This is a genomic window from Paenibacillus sp. FSL H7-0756, from assembly GCF_038006765.1.
Classification (GTDB): Bacteria; Bacillota; Bacilli; order Paenibacillales; family Paenibacillaceae; genus Paenibacillus_AQ.
In genome coordinates, this window is record NZ_JBBOVT010000002.1 from 756,300 (window position 1) to 782,778 (window position 26,479).

The following is a 26,479-nucleotide window of genomic DNA, read 5'->3' on the forward strand; positions in this document are numbered from 1 at the left end:
AGCTTGAGCTCCCCTCCGCGTGAAGTCAGCTGGAAGAGGGGATAAAAGGGATTTATCCCTCTGTTTCATAAGAAACAGCAGGTATTCTCCAATGACGGGGGGAATGCCTGCTGTTTTGAGTTGTCTATTCGAACGAATGGATTTAAGCCGAACGGGTCAGCTTGCGGACAACCTCCTGGCTGTACTTGCGTTTGGTGATGAAGAAGAAGCTGAGCTGGAACACGATATAGACCGCCACAACAATGGTGGTATTCTTCATGAACTCGAGGGCGATGTCCGATCCGCTCATCACATGGGTGATCAGATAGATGACCGAATAGCCCAGGATGCTGCCAAGCAGCAGCGGGACAAAGAAGGTGATGAGCAGCTCTGCCGAGACGACCGAGCGGATCTCCTTGTCGCTGATCCCGATTTTGTAGAGTTTCCTGAAAAAGATGGTGGCGTTCCCGATTTCGGTATACTGCTTGAAGTACAGCACCATTCCGCCAGCAACAAAGAATAATACCCCGATCAATGAGGTGACGAATACAAAGAGCGAATAGTTCTTCTTCAGCGCTTTGTAGGCATCCACCTTGGATGCAACGGCAAACATCTTGCCGCTTCCGTCCTTGTCTGTAGCATCCAGGGTATCCTTAAGCTTTTGAATAACCCCGTCCGTCCCCTTCCAGGCAGCAAAATCAATTCCATAATGAGTTCCGGTTGCCGCCGCACCTACCTTGGACTCCATATTCTTGTAATCCTCGTTGCTCACTACGATTCCTGAGCTGGTCGGATACGAGCTGGCTGTTGCAAACCAGTTGCCGTGATAAGAGGCCTTCACCTTGTAATCGAAGGTCTGCTTGCCGTCGGTGAACTGGATCTTCTCTCCTTCTCCGATACCGTGGGTACCCGGCTCCCAGGCTGTCACAATGTTAAGAGCCTCACCTGCGCCCACCGATACCTTCTCCCCGGTCAGCTTGTTATACATCTCCTGCGAGATGATCGGCTTCGTCTTCAGGATATCGTATTTATCGCCTTCCAGATTCATCCGCAGATTCAGGAAGTGGGTCTCCTGGATTGACTTCAGCGGCTCAGCGGATGTCTTCAGCACCTGCTCCAGCTGTTCTTTCTCCAGCACATGTACACCGGCAACGGATATATACTCCACATCATATTTATTCCGCTCGGCGATGCTCTCTGACAATTGCAGTAAGGAGAACGGGGATGCGACGAGGAAGATCGTCATTCCGCTAAGAATGCTCAGGATGAACATGATCCGTTTGTTCTGATTGAATTTGTGACTGATTTCTGTGATCGACAGGATGTGCCGGTAGTAGAATTTCTTGTTCTTGAGGAAGGTAATGAGTGTATTCCCGAGATGGGAGATCACCATGTAGATCCCGATGAAGCTCATCAGAACATAGGTGATAATCATGAAGGGGTTGGTATTCAGGCTCTCAGCGTTCGAGATGAAGATCAGGAAGAGAATGGATGCTATAACCAGCCCTACCCCCAGCAGCCCAAGCTTGGCATCACTTGCCTTCGCCTGATTATCCTGCTTGCGGGAATCCTTCATCAGGTCTGCGATATCGAGCTTGCCGACCTTGACGCTTGAGATCAGCTGCGAGGCAGCGAAGATTACCGTAAAGACAACCGCAGTAACAATGAAGCTTGCTGCACTGAGTGAATACGCTACGCCTTGCAGATCCAGCAGATTGATCGCTACGTTCTGGAACAGCCTGGAGAAGATCGCACCCGTGATGATTCCGGCGATAAGCGAGGACACGCTGATGATCAGATTCTCCAGCAGGATGATCTTCTGCAGATCATTTTTATGCATCCCGAGTGACATGAAGATGGCGAATTCCTTGCTTCGCGCCTTGATGAATGAGGAATGCGCATAGTTGATGAAGAATACGGAGAAGAGCGTCAGCGCAACCAGACTTAGCATCAGGACAATCTGGATGACATCCTCCGTCGCTCCTTCACGGATGCTTTTATTGAACAAGAGCGCAGCATAGAGGAAAAAAATCGTGATCGCAAAGGCGCTGCAGATGAAGTAGGAGAAGAAGTTGCGGACATTGCGCTTGAAATTTTTAATCGTAACGTCTCTAAAGGTCATTGCTTTCCCCTCCAATGATGGCCAGACAGTCGAGAATCTGATCGAAGAACTCCTTGCGGACCCCGCTGCTGACAATCTCCATGCTGATCGTACCGTCTTTAATGAAGATAATCTTCTTGCAGAAGCTGGCCGCGAAGGCATCATGCGTAACCATCAGAATGGTGCTGTCCCGTTCCTGGTTCATCTTCTCGATACATTTCATCACGGCATTCGACGACTTGGAATCCAGGTTGCCTGTAGGCTCATCAGCGAAAATAATGTCCGGATCATTAATCAGCGCGCGGCTCACCGCCACTCTCTGCTGCTGTCCGCCGGAGATGTTGTAAGGGTATTTGCCGGCAATCTCATCGATGCCCAGCAGCTTCATGATTTCTTCGCTCTTAGACTCCATATGCTCTTTATCGCGCTTGTCGAGAATCATCGGCAGCATCACATTTTCCTTCAGCGTCAGGCTGTCCATGAGGTTGAATTCCTGGAAGACGAAGCCCAGATGCTGTCTGCGGAAGAGGGCCATCTGGTTCTTATCCATGGAGGTAATGTTCTTGCCCCCGATCAGAACCTCGCCATAGCTCGGCTTACCGATTCCGCTGAGGATGTTCAGCAAGGTGGTTTTGCCGCTCCCGGAGGGTCCCATAATCCCGATGAAGTCCCCCTTCTCTACGTTGAAGCTTACGGAATCCAGTGCCACTGTCGAATGCTCACCGTTTTGCACACCATATACTTTCTTAACCTCTTTGACTTCCAGTACTACGCTCACAGCTTCATCTCCCATTAATCATCTATTCATCGTATTTCTTTCCGGTAGCTCTATTGTAGGAAATCGGGGCTTCCACATCCATCCATTTAAGTTATATTGTCTTTCATTTTTGAAAGATACGAAATCTGCACCTCGGTGCCTTGACCTACTTCAGAGGTAATCGTGAGCCGGTGGCCCAGCTTGCGGGCAATTTCCGAGCAGACGTAGAGGCCGATGCCGGTAGCCTGATGATGGGTACGTCCGTTTTTCCCGGTAAAAAAGGGCTGGAAGACCCGCTGCAAATCTACAGGCTCAATCCCGATCCCCTCATCCCGGATGGACAGTACCACCTGCTCGCCCTGCTGCTGAAGACGGAAATAGATGGATTTGGCCTCTCCCCTGGAGTCAGAGTATTTGATCGCATTCGAGATAATCTGATCAAGCATCGCCGTATTCCATTTGCTGTCTGTCATGACCGTGATCTGCTCGTCCTCACATTCAATCACCGGGTACACATTGTTATAGATATACTGGTTCCGCTTGCTGTTGATCAGATGACGGAGCGATTCCAGCAGCTTGACCGGTCCCGGGTTATAATCGCGGGTGAAATGCTCCAGACGGAAGAACTTCAGCATCTGGTTCAGCATGCTGAGAATTTTGTCCTTCTCCTCTTCTATATGCTGGAGGGCCAGGGCATGGCCGGTGGGATTCATTTTGTAATTCTGGAGAATGAGGTCGATGACCGACAAGGGTGTTTTGAGATTATGTATCCACTGGGAGATGAACTTATGGGTGTTGTCGGCCCGTGCCTTGACCTCATAGATCTGGTCCTGATAGCTGTGGTGAAGCTGGTGAATAAGCCGGATGGCAGACTGCTGTTCGGCCGAGAAGCCCTTCTCATCAATCTCGATATTCTCGGACAAGCGCTGGAGCTCCCGGTGGGTGGAGACGTAGCGGAAGAACCGGAAGCCCATGAACAGGATGAAAATATACAGATAAATGCTGAGCAGATACAGAAGCTGAATGCTGTTGCTGACATAAAAACAGCAGTAGACGCTGACCAGCACATGGCTCGTGAAATAGACAAGGGTAAAGGACAGATGGTCGCGCGCAAAGGACCGGAACAGCCTGATACTCACTTACGCGTCCCTCCCATCACCGACGTGTCAAAAATATAACCCACGCCCCGTTTGACCCTGATGACATCCTGAAAGCCGAGACTCGCAAGCTTGCTCTTGACCCGGGTTACATTGACCGTCAGCGTATTGTCCACCACGAAATGCACATCGTCCCACAGCTCCTCCAGGAGCTCTTCCCGGGTGACGATGGTATCCTTTTGCTCCATCAGCTTCTTCAGCAGCTTATATTCGTTCTTGCTCAGCTCCTCCACCGCGCCCTTGCAGGAGATGCTGAAATTGCGGTCATCCAGATGAATGGGGAGCGGCTCCGGCAGCGGCTCGGACTTGCCCGCGTACTCCCCGTAATTGCGGCGCAAAATGGCCATAATCTTCGCCAGCAGCACCTGAATATTCAGCGGCTTGACGATGTAGTCATCGGCGCCCAGCTCCATGCTGAGCACCTGGCTGGACTCTTCATCCCTGGCGGAGATGATAATGATCGGCACGGTAGTCTTTCTTCTGAAGACGCGGCAATAATAGAAGCCGTCATAGTAGGGCAGGTTCAGGTCAAGCAGCACCAGCTGCGGCGCTTCCTGCTCGAAGATTTTCTCCACCGCCTGGAAATCTGCAACCTCCACCACCTCATAGCTGTACTTGCGCAGGATATCAGTCATCAGCGTACGGATTTTGATATCATCCTCGACGATCATGATCTTGAACAATTCGCTCACCTCTCCGCAGCCCGCAGTTTCCTGGATCATTCCCTGTTATGAAGCCTCCGCGAGCTTATGGCCGACAAACCCGATGATCGTGCCGATGCTTGCGAAGTGTTCATGTATCAGTTCCTCGGGCAGAATAATGATCTTGAATTCGCGCTCCAGTCTGTCCACCAGGTCAAGCAGACCCAGAGAGCTCAGCAGCCGGGACTCGAAGATATCAGTGTCCGGGCGCAGCTCCACAGCAGGAACGCGGGTCAGACCCGCTACGATCATTGTAACTTGTTCTGTGATTTTCATATACTGTTTTCTCCAATACTGGGGGATTTGTAATAGGGATCAAAAACATGGGCAATCGCCCGGATGAAATAGGTACCGCTTGGTGTGACCTGAATCAGCGGAGAATCTACCCCTTCCAGAAGCCCGTCCCGCTCCATGGCACGAAGCTGAATAATTTCCTGCTGGAAGTAAGTGTCGAAATCCGCGCCGCAGCTGGAAGTGAACGCCTCTTTGTCGATGGACATGCCGCCGAGGAGCCGCTGCAGGATAAGCTCAGCACGAACCAGGTCATCCTCCGACATCTGATGGGTTCTGCCGGTCTCTACAGGGAGTCTGCCCTGATCCAGCGCTGAGCGGTAACGGTCCATAGCCGTGGTGTTCTTATAATAGAGTCTGCCGGTCTTGCTGACGGCCGACTTGCCCAGTCCCAGCAGCTCCGGGCTGCCAATCTCCGAGGAACCCATGAAATCCCTGACCACCTGCGGTCCCGGATGCCGTTCTCTTCCGGTATTGCGGATGAAGGTATCGCTGCCCATCATGGTATAATCCGGCGACAGCGCCTCCCGGGCCAGCTCGAAAAGACGGGCTACCATGTAAGGATTGGGCAGGCTGAGCAGCGGGATTTTGCGCTGCAGCGGATAGATGGCCGGATAATGGGCGTACGGGAAGGCCACAATTTTGTCCGGAGCGATCTTGACAATCTCCCGCAGTGTGCGCTCGAACTCTCCAAGACCCTGATAGGGCAAGCCGTAGCACAGATCCACATTCACCGTGAAGCCCTTGCTGCGGGCAATTCCTATAATCTCCCGTGTCTCTTCCAGATCGCATTCCCGGTGAATGGCATTCAGGACCCGGGTGTCGAAATCCTGAACACCGAAGCTGATATAATTGAAGCCCAGCGCCTTCAGCAGCCGCAGCTTCCCTTCACTTACAATCTGCTTGTCCGGGTAGGCCTCCAGCTTCACTCTGGCGTTCTCCAGCGGCTCCACATACCGGTTCAGACTCCCGTACAGCCGTTCGATCTGCCGTTCATTCAGATAAGCCGGTGTTCCGCCGCCCCAGTGGATATTGCCGGACTTCAGCTTCCGGCTGCGGCCTGCCAGCTTAAGTTCCAGCTCCTGCTCCAACGCACCGATATAGAGATCCTGATCTTCCTCTCTGCCGCCCAGCACCCGGTCACAGCAGCAATAATAGCAGATGGATTTGCAGAACGGGATATGTACATAGACCTGTGCCTCCTCCAGTTCATTAAGGGTAAGGGCGATGGCGGATTCATCCGCAGGCTGGCGCCAGTGGCTGTCCACGGGATAGCTCAGATACATCGGCAGATTATATTCGTTGTACTTCTGTGACAGATAATGCAGTTGATGCTCAGTGGCCAATTTCACGTTCTAAGCTCCCTCCTTGCCCGTTCTTGCCGGGCTGCACAGTCTCACTATAAGCTCCTCTTCCTTGTGCATGATATCCTTCAGCAGCTGTTCATGGGCAATCCGCCAGTCTTCCGGCAGTTGAATACCCTTACTCCAGCGGATGAGATCGCTGCGGATATCCAGCCATGCGCGGATAATCCCGCCCGCTATGGAGACAACGGCGGGTTGATCTGTGAACAGACGCTCCAGCCGGTACTGCTCCGCCCGCTTGAAATCAATGATGGTATTCAGACCGGCGATCAGCCGCCGGGTATGCGGCTCTTCGGGATTCCCCGGTAGAGCGGCATAATCTGCAAGGAAGACAGACAAGGCCGCGATACCTCCGGCTAAGTCATCCTGGCAGGTGCGGTACAGGCTGCGGAGTTTACAGATATCGGGCTGCTTATAATAAAGATAAGGCTGCTGGTCACGCGGGAATTCCATCTGCGTGTATGTCTGCTCCGGCAGCATGAGATGCTGGAGATAGCCTTGGCAACCATTCAGCAGATCGCCTGCTGTAAGCATCCGTTCCCTGTAGTTCAACGCATCCTTATGGCTGTGCTCCAGCACAAGGAACTGATCCTGCAACTCTTTGAAGCCATAGACCAGCAGCGTATGGGCAAGATGCTTCTTCCGGTAGGTGTCCCTGCGGGCCGGCTCATAGAAGCTGTCCACCCACAGAATGAACAGGCTCTGCCGCTCAAGTCCCGCAATAAGCCTCTGCTTCAGCGCCTTCCCTTCCAGCGGGGTCTCGTACCTGACGGTAAGCTGCAACTGCTCCAGCAGCGCCTCGGGTGTGGCGGATTCAAGACAGACCGCAGAGATGGACGACGGTCCGGCCTCAGAACCCTCCAGGCGATATACATATATATCGCTGCACAGAAATGTATTCAGGTTTCTGCCGAAGACGTTCAGCACAGGGAACAGTGAGTTATAGAGACAGCTTTTGTAATATAGGTCGTTAAAAGGCTGCGGCTGGGCAGCGCGGCATACCTGGATGGAGGGTGCCGGTATTATCGGGCTTCCCGGGACGTTGCTCTGCTCCGGGAAGCTGGCGCCAGCCGCTGCCTCTTTACGGTAAGCGTCACTCCTAAGGCTTGCAGCAGCCGTGGTATACACGGCAAGTCCCCCCTCAACAAGCATAGCCTGCGCTCCGATAGTAGAGCTGCTCAGCAGATCTTCATACGCAAGAGTTATGCCTCTTGCAGCAAGCTCGCTGTGCAGCGCGACAGCTTCAACCGAGTTGCCGCCGATTTCGAAGAAATCATGGTGCAGGCCAGGCTCCTTCAGCTCCAGCACCGTCTCCCAGGCCTGGCGGATGGACTGCTGCAGCGGAGTGGTACAGGGAATGTATACACTGTCCGTGAGCATAGCATTCAGGGTGACCTCGGGCAGTTGTTTTTTATCCACCTTGCCGTTGGCATTCAACGGGAGCTGCTCCACCCGGACGAATATGGACGGAATCATGTAGACGGGCAGGTGCTCAGCCAAATGCTGCTTGAGCGCAGTGACTTGAATGTCTGGCTGGCTTGCAGTCAGATAGGCGCATAGATGTTTCTCCCCCGAACCCTGGCTCCTGGCCGTAACGATTGCATCCCGGATTCCCGGATAGTCCAGCAGCCGCTTCTCCACCTCCTTCGTCTCGACGCGGTAACCGCGAATCTTCACCTGATCGTCACGGCGGCCGAGGAATTCGATCATCCCATCTTCTCTCATCCGGCCCAGATCGCCTGTCCTGTATATCCGGTCCGCTCCAGGGTTGCCGAAGGGATCGGGCAGGAAGGCCCGTGCGCTTTTGTCCGGGTCATTGATGTAACCGCGCGCCACCCCGATCCCTCCGATGTATAGCTCCCCGGTCTCGCCCGCGTCCACCGGCTGCCCGGAATCATCGAGAATGTACCAGACATTCTGCTCAACCGGCAGGCCGTAGGGAATGCTCGTCCAGTTCCCGCAGACCTCAGCAACATGATGATAGATGGACCAGACCGCAGCCTCCGTAGCTCCGCCGAGTGCGGTCAGCTTGGCCCGGGGGAAGTAACGGGAATAGCTCCGTGCCAGCTCCAGGGGAATCCAGTCTCCGCTCAGGAAGATATGCTGCAGCTGCATTTGGGTGAAATCCGGCAGCTGCTCCGACGCATGCCTGATCAGATATTGCAGGGTCGCAGGCACAGAGTTCCAGAACGTAATTCCCTGTTCCAGCAGGATGCGGATAAGGTCGGCAGGACTGGTAATTTCCGACTCCGCACACAGGACAATCATGCCGCCAGCGGCCAGGAGGCCGAAGATATCATATACGGACAGATCGAAGCATACCGAGGTTACACATAATCCCTTGTCCCTGCTGGACATATGGAGCTCACGGTTCACCCAGCCAATCAGGTTAACGGCAGAACGGTGCTCAATCATCACACCCTTAGGCATACCGGTCGATCCGGAGGTGTACATGATATAGGCCAGATCCCTTCCCTGAACCGGGAGACCGGGATTATCATCGGAAGAGGGGGAATCTGCCGAATCTGCCGTAAGGTCAGCAGCTCCCAGGGTGAATTGAACGGGCACATCCAGCGGTTCTCCGTTTTCACAGATCGCGGCAACCGCCCCCGAGTGCTGCAAAATATAATTTTTGCGGCTGTCCGGGTAACGGGGATCTAACGGTACATATGCGGCCCCGCTTTTTAGCACAGCCAAGAGGGCCACAATCAGATGCTTATTCCGGTTCACAATAACCCCGACATGGTCATTCGGCCGGATACCCCGGGCAATCAGATTATGCGCCAGGCGGTTGGCCTGCCGGTTCAGCTCCCCGTAACTCATAGACTCTCCTGCTGTAACGATGGCAGTCTGTCCCGGCTGCCGGGCTGCCTGAAGCTCGAAGCATTCATGCAGTGTGGCAGCATTAGCAGAAGAACGGCCGCAGCGGGATTCCGTCATCACGATTACCTCCCCGTGTGCATTGTGTCCGGCGCAGACTGCTCCCGGCCCAGCTCTTCCGTAAGCCCGGTCAGTCCGCCCAGCGTCTCGCAGCCCAGCAGCTCGTCCACATGCTTCTCCAGATTAATGCCAAGCCTTCTCTCTACTATGGCGATGTACTCCACGATCATCACCGAGGTAATGGCCAGATCGTCGGCAATCGATAAGCCCGGATGCAGCTCCTCCTGATCGAAATAGCATACGCCAGCGATAATCTCATACAGCATGTTCTGCATCTGCATCTTCTCCTCTCTCTTCGTCCATCACAGCCGCCTGCTGAATTCAAGCTTCAATTGCTGCCGGTCCACCTTGCCGCTGCCCCCGGCCGGGAAGCAGTCATATACATGAACCAGATCGGGAACCATATAGCCCGGCAGCCGCTTGCCGACCGCCTGCTTCAGCCCGAGAACAGTGAAGCTGCCTGCATCCTGCACGATCACTGCGGCACAGATCAGCGGATAGCCTTCGCTGTCGGGGATATCAACAACTATGGCATGAAGGATCATCTCCAGCTCATGCAGCACGCGCTCAATCTCCGGCAGCTCAACCCGGAAGCCTGAGCGCTTGATCATAGCGTCCCGGCGTCCAATCAGGACCAGTGCGCCGTCTTCGTCCACTGTAGCCATATCCCCGGTACAATAGAGCCTGTCCCCAAGCCCCCACTCCGGGGGAACCCGGCGGAAGCTCTGCTCTGTAAGCTGTGGATTACGATAGTATCCCTTCATAACGATGGAGCCTCTGACACAGATCTCCCCCTCTTCACCGCTGCTTGCAAGGCGGCCGTCAGCGGTGATTACCACCACACCGGTATTCCCGCAGGGATAACCAATCGGCACCGGGGCATCCCGTATAATCTGTTGAGCCGTCAGCGGATAACAGGTACAGACATTGGTCTCTATTAGTCCGTATAAATTGTAGAAATCTGCACGCGGCAGCAGCTCCATCATCCGCAGCAGCAGCTTCGGCTGAAGAACCTCTCCCGCGAACAGTACGCCGCGCAGCGAAGGCAGACCGCCTTCGGGGAACCGGGCATATTTGACTACGGCATTCCACAGGGAAGGTACGGTGTAGATCCAGCTAATCCGCTCTTGCCTGACTGCGGCAAGGAAGCGTGACGGATGCTGAATGACCTCAGTGCCCAGCAGGATCAGAGTCGCCCCCACGGCAACCGGCACGAAGATATCGAAGACCGCCAGGTCGAAATGAAAAGGCGCTACCGCTGAGAAGCGGTCTTGCTCTTCCGGCTTGAAGTAGCTGCAGCACCAGTCAATGAATGTTCTGGCATTGAGATGGGTAATCATCACTCCCTTAGGCACTCCAGTGGAGCCTGAAGTGTATAGAATATAGGCCAGATCCTCGCTGATCGGCGGCCTTCTGCCGCTCTGCAGGTCACGCAGCGGCTGCCCTGTCTCCACATGAACGGCTTTGCAGTCATACGCTCCATCTTCATTGTCATCCTCTGACTCTGCCTTCTTCTCATCCAGGAGCAGCACATGCAGCGATCTTAAATGTTCTGCTTGCCCGGAGTCTGCCTCCTTCAACAGCTTTTTCAGATTCGTGCGCTCCGTAATCAGGTACTGTGTCCCGCTGCTCTCCAGGATGGCCAGCATCCGCTGAACAGGAGAATAGGTCGTATCCAGCGGAATATATGCTCCTGCGGTGAACAGCACGCCGAACATGGCACATATCGCCTGCGGAGACTTGTCCAGACAGATTGCAGCAGTCTCCCCCGGCAGCATACCCGCGGAGATCAGTGCATCGGAAATCTGCAGACTGCGACGGTAGAGACCGCCATAGGTCAGCTCCCGGCCTTCATGATACAATGCCGTCCGCTCCGGGCAGCGTTCGGCGCTGCAGATCAGGTAATGCTGAAGCAGGAAATCACTCATACCCTTCCCCCAGACCTTCCAGCATGATTCTCTTCTGCATCTCACTCGTCCCGGAGTACAGCTTGGAGGCCAGTGAATCCCGCATCTGCTTCTCCGGGGCACTCTCCTTCACATATCCGTAAGCCCCCCAAATCTGTACAGCCGCCAGGCTGTTCTGCACCTTGGATTCGGAGGTATGCAGCTTCAGCATAGAAGCACTGTGCATCCCGCAGCGTCCCTGATCGAAGTCGGCGCATACCTTGTACAGCATTAGCCTGCCCGTTTCCAGCCGGAGCCGCATCTGGACCAGCTTGTCATAGACCCCTTCGAAGGAGAGAATAGCTTGTCCGAACTGCTTCCTCTTGCTTGCATAATGATACGTCTGTTCATACTGCTGTTCCATGGCTCCGGCATGATAAGCACTGACGATAATCCGCTCCCACAGCATTGCCTTGAAGAAGATGCCCATCCCCTGACGCTCCCGTCCCAGCAGTCTGTCAGCCGGAATGCGGGTGTGGTTCAGCAGAACCTCACTCATCGGACTGGTCCGCAGACCCATTTTGCCGAAGACTTGTCCTATCCTGTATTCCTCCTGCTGTGCCTCCAGAATAAAAGCAGACACATCCAGCATGGGCAATCCGTTCGCATGCTTGCCGTACACCAGCAGAATATCGGCTTCCGGGGCCAGTGTGGCAAAGGTCTTGACGCCATTCAGCAGATACCCGTCCGCAAGCTTCTCGACCGAGGTGGTCATGGCAGAAGAGTCGGACCCGGCCCCCGGCTCTGTAATGACGCTGCTGCCGATGAATCTGCCGCCGATCAGCGGGGCCAGATAGCTTGTCTGCTGTTCCCCATTACCATACACCCAGAGCGGCACCTGTGCCGCCGACATCTGGGCGCATACCGAGAACACCAGGCCTTCGTCATGGCAGTGCCGCGCCAGTGAGTACACCGCCAGTGCCGTAGTCAGCATCCCCTGCTCTGCGCCGCCGTAACGCTCCGGGAAGGGAAGTCCAAGCAAGCCGGTATCGGCGATTCTGGACCATTTATCCCTGCGGAAGGTGCCATGCTCATCATCCTCATATACTCCGTCGTTCAAATATCGCCCGCTGCATTCCTCCATCAGACTGCAGATCTGCCGCTGCTCCTCGGTATAGCTGAAATCCACATTAAGCGCCCCTCAACCCTGAGATTTATGAACATACAATGAATACAAGGTAATGTTACAGGTTCTCTCCACCCATGCCTCTGACGATGACGTCATTCAGCAGAAATTGGCTTTCCGCCGGAATTCCCTCCACGGCCCACCTTCTGAGGACATTCTTCTGCACCTTGCCGGATTCCAGCACCGGCAGCTGGGAGACGAGGTGCACCCGGTCGGGTACCTTGTAGTTGGCGATTTTGCCGCGGCAGTAGGCCTTGACTTCGCCTTCGGTCAGCAGGACTCCGGGCCTCGGGATGACAAAAGCAGCAAGCGCCTCGCCCAGAATCTCATCCGGCTCCCCGACTACCGACACATCCTCCACCTTGTCCATGTGCAGTACACATTCTTCAATATCTACCGGATAGACATTGAAGCCGCCGCGGATGACCATATCTTTGATCCGTCCGGCAATACAAAGGTTGACGCCATCCTTGTAATAACAAGCCAGATCCCCGGTGTACAGCCATCCTTCCTCATCGATCACCTCACGTGTCTTAGCCTCATTCTTATAGTAGCCCTTCATCAGATAGCCCCGGATGGCCAGCTCGCCGATCTCACCCTTCGGCAGCTCCTTGCGGTCCCGGTCCACAATCTTGGCCTCGAAGCCTTCAATCGGCCTGCCCACGGTGTGCAGCCGGACATCCGGCGGATCATCCAGGCGCGTCATGGTGACCAGACCGGTAGCTTCAATAATGCCGTAGGCATTAATCAGCGTACATTGGGTGGTCTCCTCGATGGAGCGGGCCAGATAAGGGGTGCACAACGAACCGGAGACCACGACCTTGCGCAGCTCGCGGAACAGCCCCGGCTTGCAGTAGGGCATGGCCAGAATCAGGCTCCACATCGTCGGCTGGGTGTGAAAGAGGTTAATTCCGTTTTTGGCGACATGGCTCAGAATATCATTGGGGTTGAAGTTGGTGATCCATTTCATCGTAATACAGGAGACGAAGTAGACCAGCACGGCATTGAAGCCCTGTGCCGCATAGAGGGGAGCAATCGAAAAGCCGATATCCTCCCGGATATCCAGCAATTGTCCGCCGTAATAAGAGGTAGCCACCAGATTGCGGTGAGTGATCATCACACCCTTGGGGTGGCCGGTGGTTCCTGAGGTGTATCCCAGAATCGCAATATCGTCAGGCTCAACAGGTTCAAGCGGCCTATTATTCAGCGGAACGGTCAGCGGGCTCAGCAGTTCGGAGAACGGCAGACTGCCTGCCTGAGGCTCATCGCCCAGCACAATATAATTGCGGATAGCCGGCAGCCGGGGACGAAGCTCCTTCAACAGAATCTCTTCATAATTAAAAATGCCCAGCCGGTCCTGATAAATGATCGTCTCCGCATCGGAATCCTCCAGAATCCGCCTGATCTCATCCGGCTCATAACGCGTGCTGACGGGAACGATCCATGCGCCGATCCGGAACAGGGCGAAGTAGAGATACAGATATTCCAGACTGTTAGGCAGCAGTACGGCTACCTTGTCATTCTTCCGGATGCCGAGGTCCAGCAAATTGCCGGCGATCGTGGCGGCATAATCATACAACTGCGCGAAGGTTACAGTCTCCTGCTCGAACACCACGGCAGGCTTGCCGGGGTAATCCCGCTGCAACGTGTCCAGTACGCAATCAATGGTTAAACGTTCATAATGGATCATTGGTGTACCTGTCTCCTTTATCAGTCCAGATAGGATAGATCAAAGCCTTCGAAATGCTGCGCGGCCTCTTCCTCGTTCAGAATGGCGCCGATACAGCCCGGCCGTTTGCGGGGTCGCTGCATAGCCGTCATAATATACTGGATATAATTGAAATTGTTCGAGAATGAACGGATGCCGATGGCCTGCATGATAATCCCGATGAACGCGCCGGGGGCGAGGTTGGTATTCATCATCTTGTCCGCGTAGTCCGGGAACAGCTCCGCCTTCAATTTCTCCACACAGACGAACAGGAACTTCTGCATACGGATGAAAATATAGTCATTCTCCTTCTGATAGATCTCATCCGTGTGGATCAGCTCTCCATTCAGATAGAATTCGGCCAGAACCGGTGATTTCAGCTTCATATACCCCTCCTGGTCGAAGGTGATATGATTGAACACATCATATAGGACCACCGTGTACGACAGCTCCTCTTTTCCGCTGAATGCCTGAAGCCCGGTTAAGTACAGATTGCCGTCCGCAGCATAAATATCCACAATATCCTCTTCGTAAAATAATGCACCGGAGCCTCCTTCCTCCATCTGCTGCCTATACATGAAGTAGGAGCTGTAAATCCCGCTCATAATCTCAAAAATATGAAAGCACTTAAACCGGTCAAACCTCAGCCTGGCGGCGAGCTTCCTGTCGAACCGCTCCCCTTCCAGCTCTGCCTTCAGCTTCCGCTCCAGATACTCTCTGGAACACAATACACCCTTCCCGCCGTTAAAAAGCTCGTCCACCGCCGCTTCCAGAATCAGCCCTTCCGGGCTTACCGTCAGATGGATCATGAACGACAGGGAGACATCCTGCTTACGCATACGGGTAATATCCCGCTGCCAGCCGATGATACGCAGATTCCCGTCCTCCTGCCTCTGGAGATTCGTACCCCGCGCCCGGATCATGGGCACAAGCTTATCCGTGCAGGAATAGTTGCCGTAAGCAACTCTTTTGCGGATAATCTCCAGGTCGAGCGGTTCTCTTACAATCAGCTTAGGGACGGGGAAATTCGCAGTCTTCATCGTTCTCCACCCTCCCTTACCATGTGAGATACGCCGCTGCATACGTTAAGCCGCATGCACTGCCCAACAGCAGAATGGAATCTCCCTTATGCAGCAGCCCCTGCTCTTCGCCTATAGCCAGGCCCGCAGGGATATTAGTGCTGCCCATGTTGCCGTTCAGGGGAAACGTATTGACGGGGAAAACCTTATCTGACCGCACCTCCAGCTTATTCAGCAGTGAATTGGTAATATTGCGGCCCAGCTGGTGGGAGAAGATATAATCGATGCTGTCCTTACTCAGCCCGTGCCCGTCCAGGAATTCTTCAACGAAGCCCGGCATATCGCGGATGACCTTGGCGGCAATCCCGCGGCCGTCCGACCGGCTCATGAAATCCATCTCCGCGAAGCTTGGTACGGGCATATGGATTTTGGGCGACACATAGAGGGACAGATCCCAATCCTCATGATTCCGCTGCTCCCCGTAATACCGGATGGATCGTTCGCCATGATCGGCACCCAGCAGCATCGCGGCGGCGCCTGCCCCGGCGAACAGCAGATTCATTTTGTAATCCGCGTCTGCAAGGCTGCTGACCTTGCCTGCGTAATTGGAAGCCTCCAGCAGCTCCAGCGGATTCTCACTGGTCACCACGAGAATATTGCGGTATTTGCCGGAAGATATGTATAGACTGGACAGCTCCATCGCTTTGAGGAATCCGTTACAGGTATCGTTGATGTCATAATAATTGCTCCGGCTCATCCCCAGCTCATGTGCGAGAATCATGGCATACGACGGCTCACGGAACGGATTGCAGACACCCACGAACAGCAGTAAGTCCACTTCGCTTGCCGGGATTCCCGCTTTGCCGATCGCTTCCTGTGCAACCTTCACGGCCATCTGCACCGAGCCGTCTTCCCTGTAGTCCACAGAGCAGGAGCGGGTCTCGATCTCCAGGAAATCAAGCTTGCGCTTACTGCCGTACACGAGCTGCTCCAGATCATCCTTGGCCAGCTCCTGACAATAATTCTCCGCGAACCATTCTACAATCTCCCCGTTGTTCATGCGCCCCTTAGGGATGTAATAGGATAAGGCGCGTATAGACAGATTCAACATGGTCATATTCCTCTCCATTAAGATGATAGACTGCCGGTCTGCAGGTCCCCGCCCAGGCTTCTATAGTAATTGAAACGATCGTAAGCTTCGCCCAGTGTGCGGGTCATCACGCGGTCTTCGGGATTGAACATGACCTGATACTCTCTCTCGAGTCTTAGCATCGCGTTCACTAAGGATAAAGAATCGATCCCCAGCTCCAGCAGCAGATTGACCTCCGGGGTCAGTCTGGAGGACTCAATTCCCAAATACCCGGCGAAAATCTGCTGAAACTGTGTAAAGCTTATCCGCTCTTGCATATGCTCACCTGCCTGTTGTCATATTGTGTCTAACCTGGTCAATCAGGAGAGGGACGGCCTCGAACAGATCGGCCACAATACCGTGGGCAGCCAGTCCCAGAATCGGCGCGTTCCGGTCCTTGTTGATGGCAATGACCGTGTCCATTCTGCGGATGCCCACGGTGTGCTGAACGGCTCCTGATATGCCGACAGCGAGATAGATCCGTCCGCTGACATTCCGGCCGGTTAAGCCGATCTGCCGGGAATAGTCCAGCCAGCCTTGGTCAATTACGGGCCGGGTAGCACCAAGCTCTGCACCCAGACATGCGGCGAGTTCCCGGACCAGCTCCACGCCCTCCTTGCTGCACACGCCGCGCCCGGCGGCAACGATGATACCCGGAGCAGAGGAGGAATCAGCAGCTTCACGGCTGCTGATTACCTCAAGGACGGAGGTGCGGAGCGCCTGCGGAAGCTTGAGCTGCGGACGGATGATCTGGCCCGTCCGGTGCGGACCCGGCGGCGCGGGAAGCATGGCTCCAGGGCGGATGGTAGCCATTTGCGGTCTGGCCTCCGGACAGTAGATGGTGGCCATCAGCGTCCCTTCCCGGGCGGGACGGATCTGCAGCAGCATGCGCTGGGCCGGATCAATATCCAGCCCGGTGCAGTCTGCGGTTAAGCCGGTGTTCAATCTGGAGGCCAGTGTGGCCGCGATGGATTTACTATGTATGGTGGAGGAGAATAACAGAATTTCCGGCTTCCTGTCCATCACCAGCTGATACAGCAGAGCAGTATGAAGCTCCTCATTAACCGGACTTAGGACGGTCTGATCCAGTATATAGACGGTATCTGCGCCATGGCGGATACAGGAGTCTGCATCTGCTTCGGCTCCGCTGCCGGTTAGCACCACGGCAATATCTGTCTGCAGCTTCGCAGCCAGCTCACGGGCGCAGCCCAGCAGCTCGTAAGCGGCCGGATGGAGTATTCCGTCATTGTATTCACAGGCAATCATGATGCCTTCGTATTCTCTGGCCCGCAGGCACTGATTCGGCATGGCTGCCTCCTATCCTAATGAATGTAGCGAAGATATACAGCGGGGTTCCGCGACTAGAGCATCCTTAGCCAAGGACGAGCCGGGCGACCTCCTGGATCTGCTCCTGAAGGCTCTTGCCGCTGACGGTGTGCTGCACCAGCCCTTCAACGGCATTACGCACAGCTAATACCCGGGTTGGGGAACCTGCAAGCCCGCAGGCTGCCTTGTCCAGACTAAGCTCTGCGGCGGACAGCCTTGTAATTTCAGAGCGGCCCGCTTGCAGAATGCCCTTCACGGTAGCCATTCGCGGCTGGTTGATGCCCTGGTGCACCGTAATCAGGGCCGGGAGTGCCAATTGTACGATTTCAGAACCATTCTCCGTCATCCGCTTGCAGATGATGAAGCGTTCCTCCAGTGCAAGAATCTCTTGCACATGCGTGGTGTGGGCCACTCCCAGCTTCTCCGCCAGCGCGGGGCCGACCTGACCCGTCTCCCCGTCAATGGAGTGCGTGCCGCACAGGACCAGATCCGGCTGGCCCAGCAGCTGAAGTCCCCGGGCGAGGACAATCGCTGTTGCCAGTGTATCTCCGCCCGCGAACAGCTTGTCGGTCAGGAGCACGCCCCGATCCGCTCCAAGTGCGATACAGCTCCGCAGGGTCTTGGCTGCGGATTCCGCACCCATGCTGACCGCGGTCACGCTCCCGCCCAGGCGCTGTCTGATCCGGAGGGCCTCTTCGAGGGCAAAGACGTCCGCCGGATTCAGCGCCAGTCCGGAGCCTGCGGTCTGTACCTGCTTGACGCAGACGGCGATATGCCATCTATCTGTAGCTTGGAAGGCTGCTCCGCTGCTCATGAAGGCTGGCGCAATTCCCGGAGAATCGGCGAAATATTCTCTTTGCGCACATCGTCGCAGTTCCGGACCATTTCTTCCGCCATTTCCTTGCCCATGAACAGCCGGGTCATTTTCTGGCCGACTTTCATCATGGTTTTATCCTTATCGGCAAGCGTTTCGAAGTTAAAGCGTCCTTCCAGCGGGAAATACGTAAGGCCGGCACGGATTTTCTCAGGAATGCTTTTGGTATAATTTTTGACAGTGGCTTCGCTCTGTACAGGCGTCTTGGAGACGGAGAAGAGGATGACCTTCTTATCCTGCAGCTGATTCCACACCTTCTTCAGATAATCGGCGATGACCAGCTTCTGGACCCGGACATACGTGCCTATGATCACTGTGTCATACCGGTCTGCCTGCTTCATGTCGAAGCTCCCGATGTCTGCCAGATCGGCTCCAAGCTCCTCCGCGATCCACTGCGCATATTGCTTCGTGCTTCCATAGACACTCGTGTAAAGGACAAGACTTTTCATACAGCACCTCCTGAAAATGTAAATGTTATGGTCTGCCGGTTAGTCCGGCAGCAGCTCCTGCAGGGATTGCAGCAGCAAGGCCTCCGAGGAATCAGTCATCGCCTTGGCCGGCAGCACAATGGTAAAAACATATTCCTCCCGCAGAACAGATATTGCCTTGAATTGCGTGAAATTCTTGAACTGGCTGATGGCTCCCCGTCCGCTGCGGCTGCATGATTTGACTTCAAACAGCTCAGTGGGAACGGTGAAGCCGGTCTGGATGACCTTGGACATCGCTTCCTTGGCCGTCCAGAGCAGAGTCAAAAAGTTCGGGAGGGCAAGCAGAGGCCCGGATTCCTTGATCAGCTCCTCCTCCTGCTTACTGGTAATTCTTCTGATTCCCTCCACGGCCTTCTCGTCCACCAGCTCGATATCGACGCCCGCCATGAGACGCGGATCGTAATCCACCGCGGCCCCCAGCTTATCGCAATGGGTAATGGTAATCCGCCGTATTCAGATAGTCCAGCGGACCGTCCTCCGGCGGCAAGGAGACCACGCTGAGCTTCAGCCCGTAGCTTCCCTCCGGTCCTTCCAGCTTCAGATGGCATCTTCTCACCGTCTCGGAGAGAAATTGTTCATATTGCCTTGCGAACGCTGTATATTGCACCTGTCTGCACCCCTATTCTTTCTCCCAAGGAAATCTTTGATAACGTACATAATTCTGAATGTTCTCCCTCACCTCCGGTGATGCGGTCAGCTTGTCGATCTCCGCCACGGCAGCCTTCTCCATCCGCTCGTTGATGATCCACATCTCCCGGAAATAACCCTTAATTTCCCGGACCGTCTGCGGCGAGATCCGGCTGATTCTCCGGTACAGCCGCTGGACGGCAGCATCCGGGGTATCGGTCACCTCATCAGCCAGTCTGCACCCCAGCGCTTCTTCCGCAGACAATGGCAGTGTGGTTAGCGTCATCTTATACGCCTGCCAGTAGCCTGTCCGGCGGATCAGATAAGGGCTCACCAGTGCGGGAACGAGGCCCCAGATAGCCTCCGGCAGAGCGAAGGTGGAGCGCGGTGTGGCGATGACATAATCGCAGGCGGCCATAAGTCCGATGCCGCCGGCAAGCACCTGCCCGTCAATTTTGGCAATCACCATCCTGGACAGATTGCCTAGCCTCTTCAAGAGCTGCATAAAGTCTGCGGAGTGTGGGGCATCGGAATCAGCGCTTCCTCCGGCAGCCTCCCCATCCACGAATGCCTGGAAGTTCATCCCTGTGCAGAAATAACCGCCGGTGCCTTCCAGAACAATAGCTTTGCAGCCGTCCAGCCCTTCAAGTCTTCCCAAGGCAGCCAGCAGCTCGGACACAAGAACGGCAGACAGGCTATTCCTGGACCCGGGACGGCTCAGCCGGATGCTGTACAGTCCATCGCCCAGGTGGCTAACGGCAATGGCTTGATAGTCCATAACCATGGGTCAACTCCACGCATACTTGCGGTGAAAGTCATCGACCTCTGTCAGCACAAGGTAACCCTTGCCCTTGAAGAAGTGATCATAAATCCCGCTGAATCTGGAGAAATCCACCTTCTTATCGCGGATTCCGAACAGCCACTCCACGTTCTGATCCAGAATATCGTCGTATTCCTCAAAGGTCAGTTCGTAGCGGCTGTCCAGATGCCCCTGTATGTTCATTGCACTTAGCTTCCTGACGGATTCCGGTGTAATTACCCCGCTGTAGAATTCAGATGAACAGCCAGAGCCATAGGAGAACAACCCGACTCTGCGGTAATCCTGAATATCCGCCTGGTCAATCAAGCTGCACAGACTGAGGTACAAGGCGGCGGAATAGACATTCCCCACCTGCATGCCGTAGGTCAGGGACGGGGCCACTCTCTGCTCAAAATCCTGCTGGACCGCAGAGCCCCTCAGCTTCAGCTCATCATGGATCAGCTTGCGGTGCGCGCCCTTGACCATACCGCCGAACGGCGTATGGAAGGCCAGGTAATCGAAGGTCTCACGGAAATCGACACCGTCCACCTTGTCCTTATAATTCTTGTAGGCGTTCTCCAGGCAGTCCAGATAGGACAGCAGCGACAAATCCGGGTTACCGGTCTCGATCTCCGGCAGCGGACGGCAGGTGTCCATTACCTCATAGCTGTAATGGCCGGTAGCGCCGAAATCCAGCTCCAGAATCTCAGGATTGGCACTGATCAGCATCGCTACGGCTCCGACAGCCTGGGTCGGCTCCCCATAGGTGCTTTTGGCAGCCGCCCTGGCAACATCGGTAGCAATGACTAGTGCCTTGGCTCCCGGAGACGCCCCCGAGGCGATAAAGCACGCAGCCATATGCAGTCCGGCGGTGCCGCCGTAGCAGGCCTGCTTCAGCTCGAATAAGCGGCAATGACGGCCGAGGCCCAGATAGTCATGGATATAGGTGCTGAGTGATTTACCGAAATCGACGCCCGACTCGCTGGCTGTAATGACCAGCTCAATCCGGTTTCTGTCCGCTTCGCTCAGAGCGTCAATAATCGGCTTCGCCGCATTGACCCCGCCGGTTACAGCATCCTCGCAGGCTACGCCCACCGACTTGCGGTCCATCATCAGGTTGTCGAACCGGCTGAGGTCCAGCCCCCGGCCCTCGAAGATCGTCCGGGCCGGAATTACCGCCGGTCCTCCGTAAAAATTGATGCTCTCAATCCCCACACGCATTCAGCTTGCTCCTTTTCTGATAATAATCCCGGTGTTGATTCCCCCGAAGCCGTAGGAATTGCTGAGTCCGCAGGTAATGCTTGCAGGCTCCGCCTGCCTCGCGGCGAACCGGTAATTCGGGCTAACCGGCTCCTCCAGCCAGGGCATCGGATGAAGATATTCCCCCTGCATCTGGAGAATCGTCGCCACGGCTTCAACTACTCCGGCCGCATACAGACAATGTCCGGTCAGTGTTTTGGTCGAATTCAGCCACAGGCCAGGCGTGTGGCTGCCGAATACCCGGGCGATGGATCTCAGCTCTGTCACATCCCCCAGCGGTGTTGAGGTGCCATGCGCATTGATATAATCTACCGCTGAGGGGCCAAGTCCGGCGGTACGCAACGCCAGCTCCATGGTCCGCACCTGTCCGTCCTCATTCGGATCGGACAGGCTATGGGCATCCAGCGAAGCTGCGCCCCCCGCAATGGTGGCCAGTACCTCTGCTTCCCGGGCCTCCGCGCTGTCTGCTCCCTCCAGGATCAGGCAGGCGGCGGCCTGCCCGAAGATGAAGCCCTCATGCCGGCTGTCGAACGGACGGCAGGCATGAGCAGGGGCCGAATGGAAGCTCCGGCCGCCGTAGGCTCCTATATTAAGGAAGCTTTGCAGCTCCAGCGGGGACAGATCGGCCAGGGGACCAATAACCATACAGACATCGGCTATGCCAAGCTGAATCATCTGCGCTGCTCTAAGCACTGCCGCATTGCCGCTAGCTGAAGCCCCGCCAACCGTGGCCCCTTCTCCGCGGATGCCGAACATTTCGCTTAGTACCCCGAGCTGGCAGGTATCCATGTAATTCAGAGCATAACGGGGATGGAGCAGCTCCGGCTGCCCCCCGTATTCCGTCATGGCTGCATAGCTGATTGCCGGTGAAATATTGCTTCCGGCTACGATCAGTCCAATCCGCTCCGCCTCAGGCTTGGTTACATTCAGCTTCGCCTGCTGCCAGGCCTGGGCAGCGGCCAGTGCTGAGGCCTTAACCGATTTGCCGGAGATACGGAACAACCGGCCGGCATTCCGCGATAAATCCCCTTTGTAACAGAGGAAGGCTGGCTCAAGCCCTTCCTCCGGCAGGGCTGCGCCGATCAGCGGTTGCCCGTCCGCATAGGTTAACCCTTCAAGATAGCCTATTCCGCTGCGTCCGTGCCGCAGCGCCCGGCTGAAGGCTTCGGTGCCGTTTGCAGCCGCGCTGACAATCCCCATCCCGGTAACGTATACCGGGCGGTAATCAGCATACCGGTAGCCGGGGGTGCGCTCAGAGATTCTCATGCAGGAAATCTACGACCTCTCCGATATTCTTCAAACTTCCGAACTGGAGCAGCGGTATTCTGAGCTTCAATTCGTGCATGGTGTCGGAGATAATATCGAACCGGTCAATGGAGTTCGCCCCCAGGTCTTTCATGCTCACTTCTCTGCGGATCTGCCCGGGCGTTAAGTCCGGCAGGATATCGATCATCTTCAGCTTCATAATCTCCAGTACCTGATCTTTGCTCATTCGTATCCCTCTCCTCTTAGAATCCGGGCTGCCCCGTCCATTATCCTGACCGCTATATCGCCGGCCCGGCGGTTTCTCCAGACTTCCAGCGGGCTTCCCTTCACCCATTGGTTGAAGGCTCCCATAGCAGGGCCGCACATGATGCTGTAATTGACCTTGTTGCCCGAATCCCCGGAGATCGCGGATGTTCTTGCCCGGGTCATATACCATTTGAAGACGGCGGCAAGCTGCTGCTTCGGATCTGCCTGGACAGCAGCCTGTTCTTCTGGAGGCATCGCCTGGCGGCTGGACTCCAGAACATCCGCCAAAGGCCGGCCGAAGTATTTGTCTTCGAGCTGGGACTTCGTCTTGCTGTCCAGTTGCTGAATAGAGGCGGTGCTGCGGTACAGCTCATATAATTTGTTGGCTCTAGCCGGGAAGAACAGCCCTTTCTTGACCACCTGGGCCTTGCCGCCCAGCTCGAACAGCTCCCGGGAAGGCACATATGCCATGTCGTACACACTCACCTGCGCCAGCAGCTCCTTGACCTCCGGGCTGGTGCCGCTCTCCACCGTACACTGATTAATCGACCCGGTCAGGATGAAATCCGCACCCATCAGGAACAGTCCTGCGGCGGCTTCCGGTGTTCCGATGCCTCCGGCAGCGCCGATATGCATCCTGCTCACCGGAGCGAAGGTGACCGCCAGCTCTTTCTTCAGCCGGATAAGCGTCGGCAGCAGGCTCAGAAGGTTGGCCTGATCCGTCGGCCCGGCCGAATCTCCGGCCGCGCAGAGATCATCGGCAACTGGAACCAGCCGGGCCAGCTCCGCCTGCTCCGCCGTAATCTGCCGCTGTGCCAGCAGCTTGTCCACGATGCGGGCCGGAGCGGGCGACATGAACATGGAGGCAATGTCGGGCCGCGAGACCTTGGCGATGATCTTGTGGCTGCTCTGCACAGTACCATCCTCCGCCCGTGTAAGGCCCAGCAGACGGTATTTAATCAGTGCTGGCGTCAAGGTGAGGTAAGAGGATGCTTCAACCAGCCTGATCTTCTCCTGGAGCAGGAGATCGATCAGCTGCTCCTCCTGCTGCGGATAGATCGCGTGATAGGTGACTGACACCCCAAGAAGCTTGCTGTCCCCGAGTTCCCTGCGGATATGGCGGATTGCATTCCCAAGCTCCGCTGCCTTCATGCCGCCGGCTCCCAGAAAGGCGAGACAGCCGGCTCTCCCGGCTTGCACAACCAGCTCCTGTGAAGATATTCCGTCATTCATGCCTCCCATCAGATATGCATAGTCCAATCCGTACCGGTGTTTGAATACCGGGCTTCCCAGCCCGGTCCCGGTGAGAGCTCCTCCAAGGGCTGGCTGCTCTTGCGTCACGGCTTCTGCAGCCTCCAAGATTTCCGCAGCCTCGTCAGCTTCCGGCGTTACAGCCACGGCTGGAACCGCAGCCTTGTCATCCGTATCCGGCAGCGTATCTGCTTCGGCGGTCGCGGCTGCTTCCGCGATGGCCAGTGCCGCTTCGGCGGCATCATCGACGATGAGCGCTCCGGCTTCGCGCTGAATTTTGCTGACCAGTCCTGCGATTACATGTCCCGGGCCGATCTGGGTCAGCTCCATGTCCGGGTGCCTGCCCATGAGATAACGGACAGATTCGGACCATTTCACACTGCTGATCATCTGCTCGGTCATAAAGTGCAGAGCGCCGTCTGCCGAGTACGGCCGGGCTGTCAGGTTGGCAATGACCGGAATAGACGGCGGCGCGAACTCGAACTGGCTGAGGAATTCCCGGAATTGCATCGCTGAAGGGCGCATATACCGGGAATGAAAAGCACCGCTGACATTCAGAATCACATAAGCGGAAGCACCGCTCTTCTCGAAGATTTCTTTGGCGGCTTCGACATCCTCCTTCAGACCGGAGACAGCAATCTGCGTAGGTGTATTAAGATTAGCCACATCCAGCTGGTCGAGACTGTTCTGTGCTAGAATCCGCAGGACCTCTTCCTCCGTTAGCCCGATGACTGCGGCCATGCCGCCGCCGGTGGCTGAATTCATCAGTGCGCCCCGTTGCTGCACAATTCTCAGTCCAGTCTCGAAATCGAACACACCCGCCGCATAGAGCGCACTGTACTCACCCAGGCTATGCCCGGCTACGAAATCCGGTGTTCCGCTTCCCTTCTGTAATTCCTTAAGATAGGACAGCACATTAACGACATAGAGCGCAGGCTGCGTATAAGCAGTAGTATCCAGCAGCTTAGTGCTGTTCCTAAGGCACAGCTCTTCAATGGAATAACCGAGCACCCGGTCCGCAATCGCTGTATATTCGGGATACTCTTGGAACAGACTGCCTCCCATGCCAACGAACTGTGCACCCTGCCCCGGAAATAAATAGGCTTTCTTGCTCATCAGCGGCTCCTCCGCCTCCTTCTCAAGGTTCATTTGCGTACAATCAGCCACGAGCTCATTCAGCTTCTTCCATTCACTGCCCATCGGCGTAATTACGGACCGGACTTGCCCTGCCTGCTTTTTCCCCAGAATGTATTTGCTGAAATTCTCCAGGGTACCGGAAGGACCCAGATCAAGAAAGAACCGCTCTCCTCCGGCAGCCAGACTTTCAAGTGCCCCCCGGAAGTTCATCGGCTTCCTCAGCACATCCCACAGGAACGATTCATCCACCTTCTGCACGATTCCTCCGGCCATAGAGGATACCAAAGTGACTTCCCCGGCCGGAGTCTTATACTCTATCTTCTGTAAATATGTACGGTAAGGCTCCTCCAGTCCGTCGATGGATGAGGAGTGAAAGGCATAGTTCACAGGCAGCTTCAGACTGGCTACGCCGCGCTCTTTGATGAACTTCTGGACTTCCTTAACCTGCTCGCGTCTGCAGGCAATGGTGAAATGCTGGTCGAAATTCACCGCAATCAGCTCTGAGCGGGTATTCAGCTCTGCGTTCCCGTGATAGAGCTGTTCATGATCCAGTACGGCAATCATCGCACCAGTAGTGCAGGTTGCGCGGAGCAGCTCTACTTGCTTCACGATCAGCTCCAGTGCCTGCTGCGGCGTCAGCACTTTAGCTACTGCCAGCGCAACATACTCTCCAAGACTGACACCCAGTGTATAGCGCGGGGTGATGCCCTCTGCCGCCAATGTTTCTGCCAGCGCAAACTGAACCATGAAGATTGCGGGATGGGAATAGACAATATCTTCGAACTTGGAGCCTTTGCGCTTTGTGCCCAGATACAGCTCTGTAATCACACTTTTGCCGGTCAGCTCATGAAAGATCCGGTCCAGACGCTCCATTGATTGACGGAATACCGGCTGCTTTTCGAACAATTCATACCCCATCTTGTGGTACTGTGAGCCTTGCCCGGAGAACATAAACACCATTTCGCTGTGCATTTTCCGTACCTCCCG

Annotated in this window: 24 protein-coding genes; all 24 read right to left on the bottom strand. The window is 55.4% G+C overall.

Features of this window, described 5'->3' with window-relative positions:
* Nucleotides 1–142: 142 nt before the first annotated feature.
* Complete coding sequence (locus tag NST04_RS20120) at nucleotides 143–2,101, bottom strand: ABC transporter permease (protein ID WP_341185821.1); 1,959 nt, start codon at nucleotides 2,099–2,101, stop codon at nucleotides 143–145.
* Nucleotides 2,091–2,873, bottom strand: coding sequence for an ABC transporter ATP-binding protein (locus NST04_RS20125; RefSeq protein ID WP_445667934.1), 783 nt, complete (start codon nucleotides 2,871–2,873; stop codon nucleotides 2,091–2,093). Before NST04_RS20125 ends, NST04_RS20120 begins: the two co-directional genes overlap by 11 nt.
* A 71-nt stretch (nucleotides 2,874–2,944) precedes the next feature.
* The gene (locus NST04_RS20130) at nucleotides 2,945–3,976 is read right to left on the bottom strand and encodes a sensor histidine kinase (protein WP_341185823.1); all 1,032 of its coding nucleotides are present in this window, start codon (nucleotides 3,974–3,976) and stop codon (nucleotides 2,945–2,947) included.
* Entirely contained in the window at nucleotides 3,973–4,716 is a 744-nt protein-coding gene (locus NST04_RS20135) for a response regulator transcription factor (RefSeq protein WP_341185824.1), read from the bottom strand. Before NST04_RS20135 ends, NST04_RS20130 begins: the two co-directional genes overlap by 4 nt.
* Before the next feature lie 6 nt (nucleotides 4,717–4,722).
* A complete protein-coding gene (locus NST04_RS20140) occupies nucleotides 4,723–4,971 on the bottom strand; it encodes a phosphopantetheine-binding protein (RefSeq protein WP_341021966.1) in 249 nt (82 codons plus the stop codon).
* Nucleotides 4,968–6,338, bottom strand: coding sequence for a coproporphyrinogen-III oxidase family protein (locus NST04_RS20145; protein ID WP_341185825.1), 1,371 nt, complete (start codon nucleotides 6,336–6,338; stop codon nucleotides 4,968–4,970). The genes NST04_RS20140 and NST04_RS20145 overlap by 4 nt, the downstream gene beginning before the upstream one ends.
* 3 nt (nucleotides 6,339–6,341) lie before the next feature.
* Nucleotides 6,342–9,290 carry a non-ribosomal peptide synthetase gene (locus tag NST04_RS20150; protein WP_341185826.1) on the bottom strand — a complete coding sequence of 983 codons (2,949 nt, stop codon included), beginning with the start codon at nucleotides 9,288–9,290 and terminating at the stop codon, nucleotides 6,342–6,344.
* Between the two features lie 5 nt (nucleotides 9,291–9,295).
* Nucleotides 9,296–9,565, bottom strand: a complete 270-nt coding sequence (locus NST04_RS20155) for an acyl carrier protein (RefSeq protein ID WP_341185827.1) — start codon at nucleotides 9,563–9,565, stop codon at nucleotides 9,296–9,298.
* A 27-nt stretch (nucleotides 9,566–9,592) separates the two neighbouring features.
* Nucleotides 9,593–11,218 (bottom strand): amino acid adenylation domain-containing protein, encoded by a 1,626-nt coding sequence (locus NST04_RS20160; protein ID WP_341185828.1) that lies wholly within the window; start codon nucleotides 11,216–11,218, stop codon nucleotides 9,593–9,595.
* Nucleotides 11,211–12,365, bottom strand: a complete 1,155-nt coding sequence (locus NST04_RS20165) for an acyl-CoA dehydrogenase family protein (RefSeq protein ID WP_341185829.1) — start codon at nucleotides 12,363–12,365, stop codon at nucleotides 11,211–11,213. The genes NST04_RS20160 and NST04_RS20165 overlap by 8 nt, the downstream gene beginning before the upstream one ends.
* Before the next feature lie 55 nt (nucleotides 12,366–12,420).
* Entirely contained in the window at nucleotides 12,421–14,052 is a 1,632-nt protein-coding gene (locus tag NST04_RS20170; RefSeq protein ID WP_341185830.1) for a class I adenylate-forming enzyme family protein, read from the bottom strand.
* 20 nt (nucleotides 14,053–14,072) lie between these two features.
* Complete coding sequence (locus NST04_RS20175) at nucleotides 14,073–15,110, bottom strand: hypothetical protein (protein WP_341185831.1); 1,038 nt, start codon at nucleotides 15,108–15,110, stop codon at nucleotides 14,073–14,075.
* Between the two features lie 16 nt (nucleotides 15,111–15,126).
* On the bottom strand, nucleotides 15,127–16,206 hold the full coding sequence (locus NST04_RS20180) for a 3-oxoacyl-ACP synthase III family protein (RefSeq protein ID WP_341185832.1): 1,080 nt from the start codon (nucleotides 16,204–16,206) through the stop codon (nucleotides 15,127–15,129).
* Between the two features lie 11 nt (nucleotides 16,207–16,217).
* The gene (locus NST04_RS20185; protein ID WP_341185833.1) at nucleotides 16,218–16,496 is read right to left on the bottom strand and encodes an acyl carrier protein; all 279 of its coding nucleotides are present in this window, start codon (nucleotides 16,494–16,496) and stop codon (nucleotides 16,218–16,220) included.
* 4 nt (nucleotides 16,497–16,500) lie between these two features.
* Nucleotides 16,501–17,526 carry an electron transfer flavoprotein subunit alpha/FixB family protein gene (locus NST04_RS20190; RefSeq protein WP_341185834.1) on the bottom strand — a complete coding sequence of 342 codons (1,026 nt, stop codon included), beginning with the start codon at nucleotides 17,524–17,526 and terminating at the stop codon, nucleotides 16,501–16,503.
* 64 nt (nucleotides 17,527–17,590) lie between these two features.
* Nucleotides 17,591–18,358, bottom strand: a complete 768-nt coding sequence (locus NST04_RS20195; RefSeq protein ID WP_341185835.1) for an electron transfer flavoprotein subunit beta/FixA family protein — start codon at nucleotides 18,356–18,358, stop codon at nucleotides 17,591–17,593.
* Nucleotides 18,355–18,867: a flavodoxin domain-containing protein gene (locus NST04_RS20200; protein ID WP_341185836.1), complete on the bottom strand. Its 513-nt coding sequence runs from the start codon at nucleotides 18,865–18,867 to the stop codon at nucleotides 18,355–18,357. Before NST04_RS20200 ends, NST04_RS20195 begins: the two co-directional genes overlap by 4 nt.
* 39 nt (nucleotides 18,868–18,906) lie before the next feature.
* The gene (locus NST04_RS20205; protein WP_341185837.1) at nucleotides 18,907–19,314 is read right to left on the bottom strand and encodes a 4'-phosphopantetheinyl transferase family protein; all 408 of its coding nucleotides are present in this window, start codon (nucleotides 19,312–19,314) and stop codon (nucleotides 18,907–18,909) included.
* Nucleotides 19,315–19,327: 13 nt separating this feature from the next.
* On the bottom strand, nucleotides 19,328–19,513 hold the full coding sequence (locus NST04_RS20210) for a hypothetical protein (protein WP_341185838.1): 186 nt from the start codon (nucleotides 19,511–19,513) through the stop codon (nucleotides 19,328–19,330).
* Nucleotides 19,514–19,525: 12 nt separating this feature from the next.
* Nucleotides 19,526–20,317, bottom strand: a complete 792-nt coding sequence (locus tag NST04_RS20215) for an enoyl-CoA hydratase-related protein (protein ID WP_341185839.1) — start codon at nucleotides 20,315–20,317, stop codon at nucleotides 19,526–19,528.
* Between the two features lie 3 nt (nucleotides 20,318–20,320).
* Nucleotides 20,321–21,553, bottom strand: a complete 1,233-nt coding sequence (locus NST04_RS20220; protein WP_341021945.1) for a hydroxymethylglutaryl-CoA synthase family protein — start codon at nucleotides 21,551–21,553, stop codon at nucleotides 20,321–20,323.
* Nucleotides 21,554–22,858, bottom strand: a complete 1,305-nt coding sequence (locus NST04_RS20225; protein ID WP_341185840.1) for a beta-ketoacyl synthase N-terminal-like domain-containing protein — start codon at nucleotides 22,856–22,858, stop codon at nucleotides 21,554–21,556.
* On the bottom strand, nucleotides 22,845–23,084 hold the full coding sequence (locus tag NST04_RS20230; RefSeq protein ID WP_341185841.1) for a phosphopantetheine-binding protein: 240 nt from the start codon (nucleotides 23,082–23,084) through the stop codon (nucleotides 22,845–22,847). Before NST04_RS20230 ends, NST04_RS20225 begins: the two co-directional genes overlap by 14 nt.
* On the bottom strand, nucleotides 23,081–26,464 hold the full coding sequence (gene fabD, locus NST04_RS20235; RefSeq protein WP_341185842.1) for an ACP S-malonyltransferase: 3,384 nt from the start codon (nucleotides 26,462–26,464) through the stop codon (nucleotides 23,081–23,083). The genes NST04_RS20230 and fabD overlap by 4 nt, the downstream gene beginning before the upstream one ends.
* Nucleotides 26,465–26,479 lie beyond the last annotated feature (15 nt).

What these genes read in the sequence shown, in the direction of transcription:
- NST04_RS20135 (WP_341185824.1), bottom strand. Translation starts at nt 4,716, where the DNA reads ATGATCCAGGAAACTGCGGGCTGCGGAGAGGTGAGCGAATTGTTCAAG.
- NST04_RS20160 (WP_341185828.1), bottom strand. Translation starts at nt 11,218, where the DNA reads ATGAGTGATTTCCTGCTTCAGCATTACCTGATCTGCAGCGCCGAACGC.
- NST04_RS20125 (WP_445667934.1), bottom strand. Translation starts at nt 2,873, where the DNA reads ATGGGAGATGAAGCTGTGAGCGTAGTACTGGAAGTCAAAGAGGTTAAG.
- NST04_RS20170 (WP_341185830.1), bottom strand. Translation starts at nt 14,052, where the DNA reads ATGATCCATTATGAACGTTTAACCATTGATTGCGTACTGGACACGTTG.
- NST04_RS20150 (WP_341185826.1), bottom strand. Translation starts at nt 9,290, where the DNA reads ATGACGGAATCCCGCTGCGGCCGTTCTTCTGCTAATGCTGCCACACTG.
- NST04_RS20180 (WP_341185832.1), bottom strand. Translation starts at nt 16,206, where the DNA reads ATGACCATGTTGAATCTGTCTATACGCGCCTTATCCTATTACATCCCT.
- NST04_RS20200 (WP_341185836.1), bottom strand. Translation starts at nt 18,867, where the DNA reads ATGAAAAGTCTTGTCCTTTACACGAGTGTCTATGGAAGCACGAAGCAA.
- NST04_RS20120 (WP_341185821.1), bottom strand. Translation starts at nt 2,101, where the DNA reads ATGACCTTTAGAGACGTTACGATTAAAAATTTCAAGCGCAATGTCCGC.
- NST04_RS20190 (WP_341185834.1), bottom strand. Translation starts at nt 17,526, where the DNA reads ATGCCGAATCAGTGCCTGCGGGCCAGAGAATACGAAGGCATCATGATT.
- NST04_RS20230 (WP_341185841.1), bottom strand. Translation starts at nt 23,084, where the DNA reads ATGAGCAAAGATCAGGTACTGGAGATTATGAAGCTGAAGATGATCGAT.
- NST04_RS20155 (WP_341185827.1), bottom strand. Translation starts at nt 9,565, where the DNA reads ATGCAGAACATGCTGTATGAGATTATCGCTGGCGTATGCTATTTCGAT.
- NST04_RS20215 (WP_341185839.1), bottom strand. Translation starts at nt 20,317, where the DNA reads ATGGTTATGGACTATCAAGCCATTGCCGTTAGCCACCTGGGCGATGGA.
- fabD (WP_341185842.1), bottom strand. Translation starts at nt 26,464, where the DNA reads ATGCACAGCGAAATGGTGTTTATGTTCTCCGGGCAAGGCTCACAGTAC.
- NST04_RS20220 (WP_341021945.1), bottom strand. Translation starts at nt 21,553, where the DNA reads ATGCGTGTGGGGATTGAGAGCATCAATTTTTACGGAGGACCGGCGGTA.
- NST04_RS20140 (WP_341021966.1), bottom strand. Translation starts at nt 4,971, where the DNA reads ATGAAAATCACAGAACAAGTTACAATGATCGTAGCGGGTCTGACCCGC.
- NST04_RS20175 (WP_341185831.1), bottom strand. Translation starts at nt 15,110, where the DNA reads ATGAAGACTGCGAATTTCCCCGTCCCTAAGCTGATTGTAAGAGAACCG.
- NST04_RS20185 (WP_341185833.1), bottom strand. Translation starts at nt 16,496, where the DNA reads ATGCAAGAGCGGATAAGCTTTACACAGTTTCAGCAGATTTTCGCCGGG.
- NST04_RS20225 (WP_341185840.1), bottom strand. Translation starts at nt 22,858, where the DNA reads ATGAGAATCTCTGAGCGCACCCCCGGCTACCGGTATGCTGATTACCGC.
- NST04_RS20195 (WP_341185835.1), bottom strand. Translation starts at nt 18,358, where the DNA reads ATGAGCAGCGGAGCAGCCTTCCAAGCTACAGATAGATGGCATATCGCC.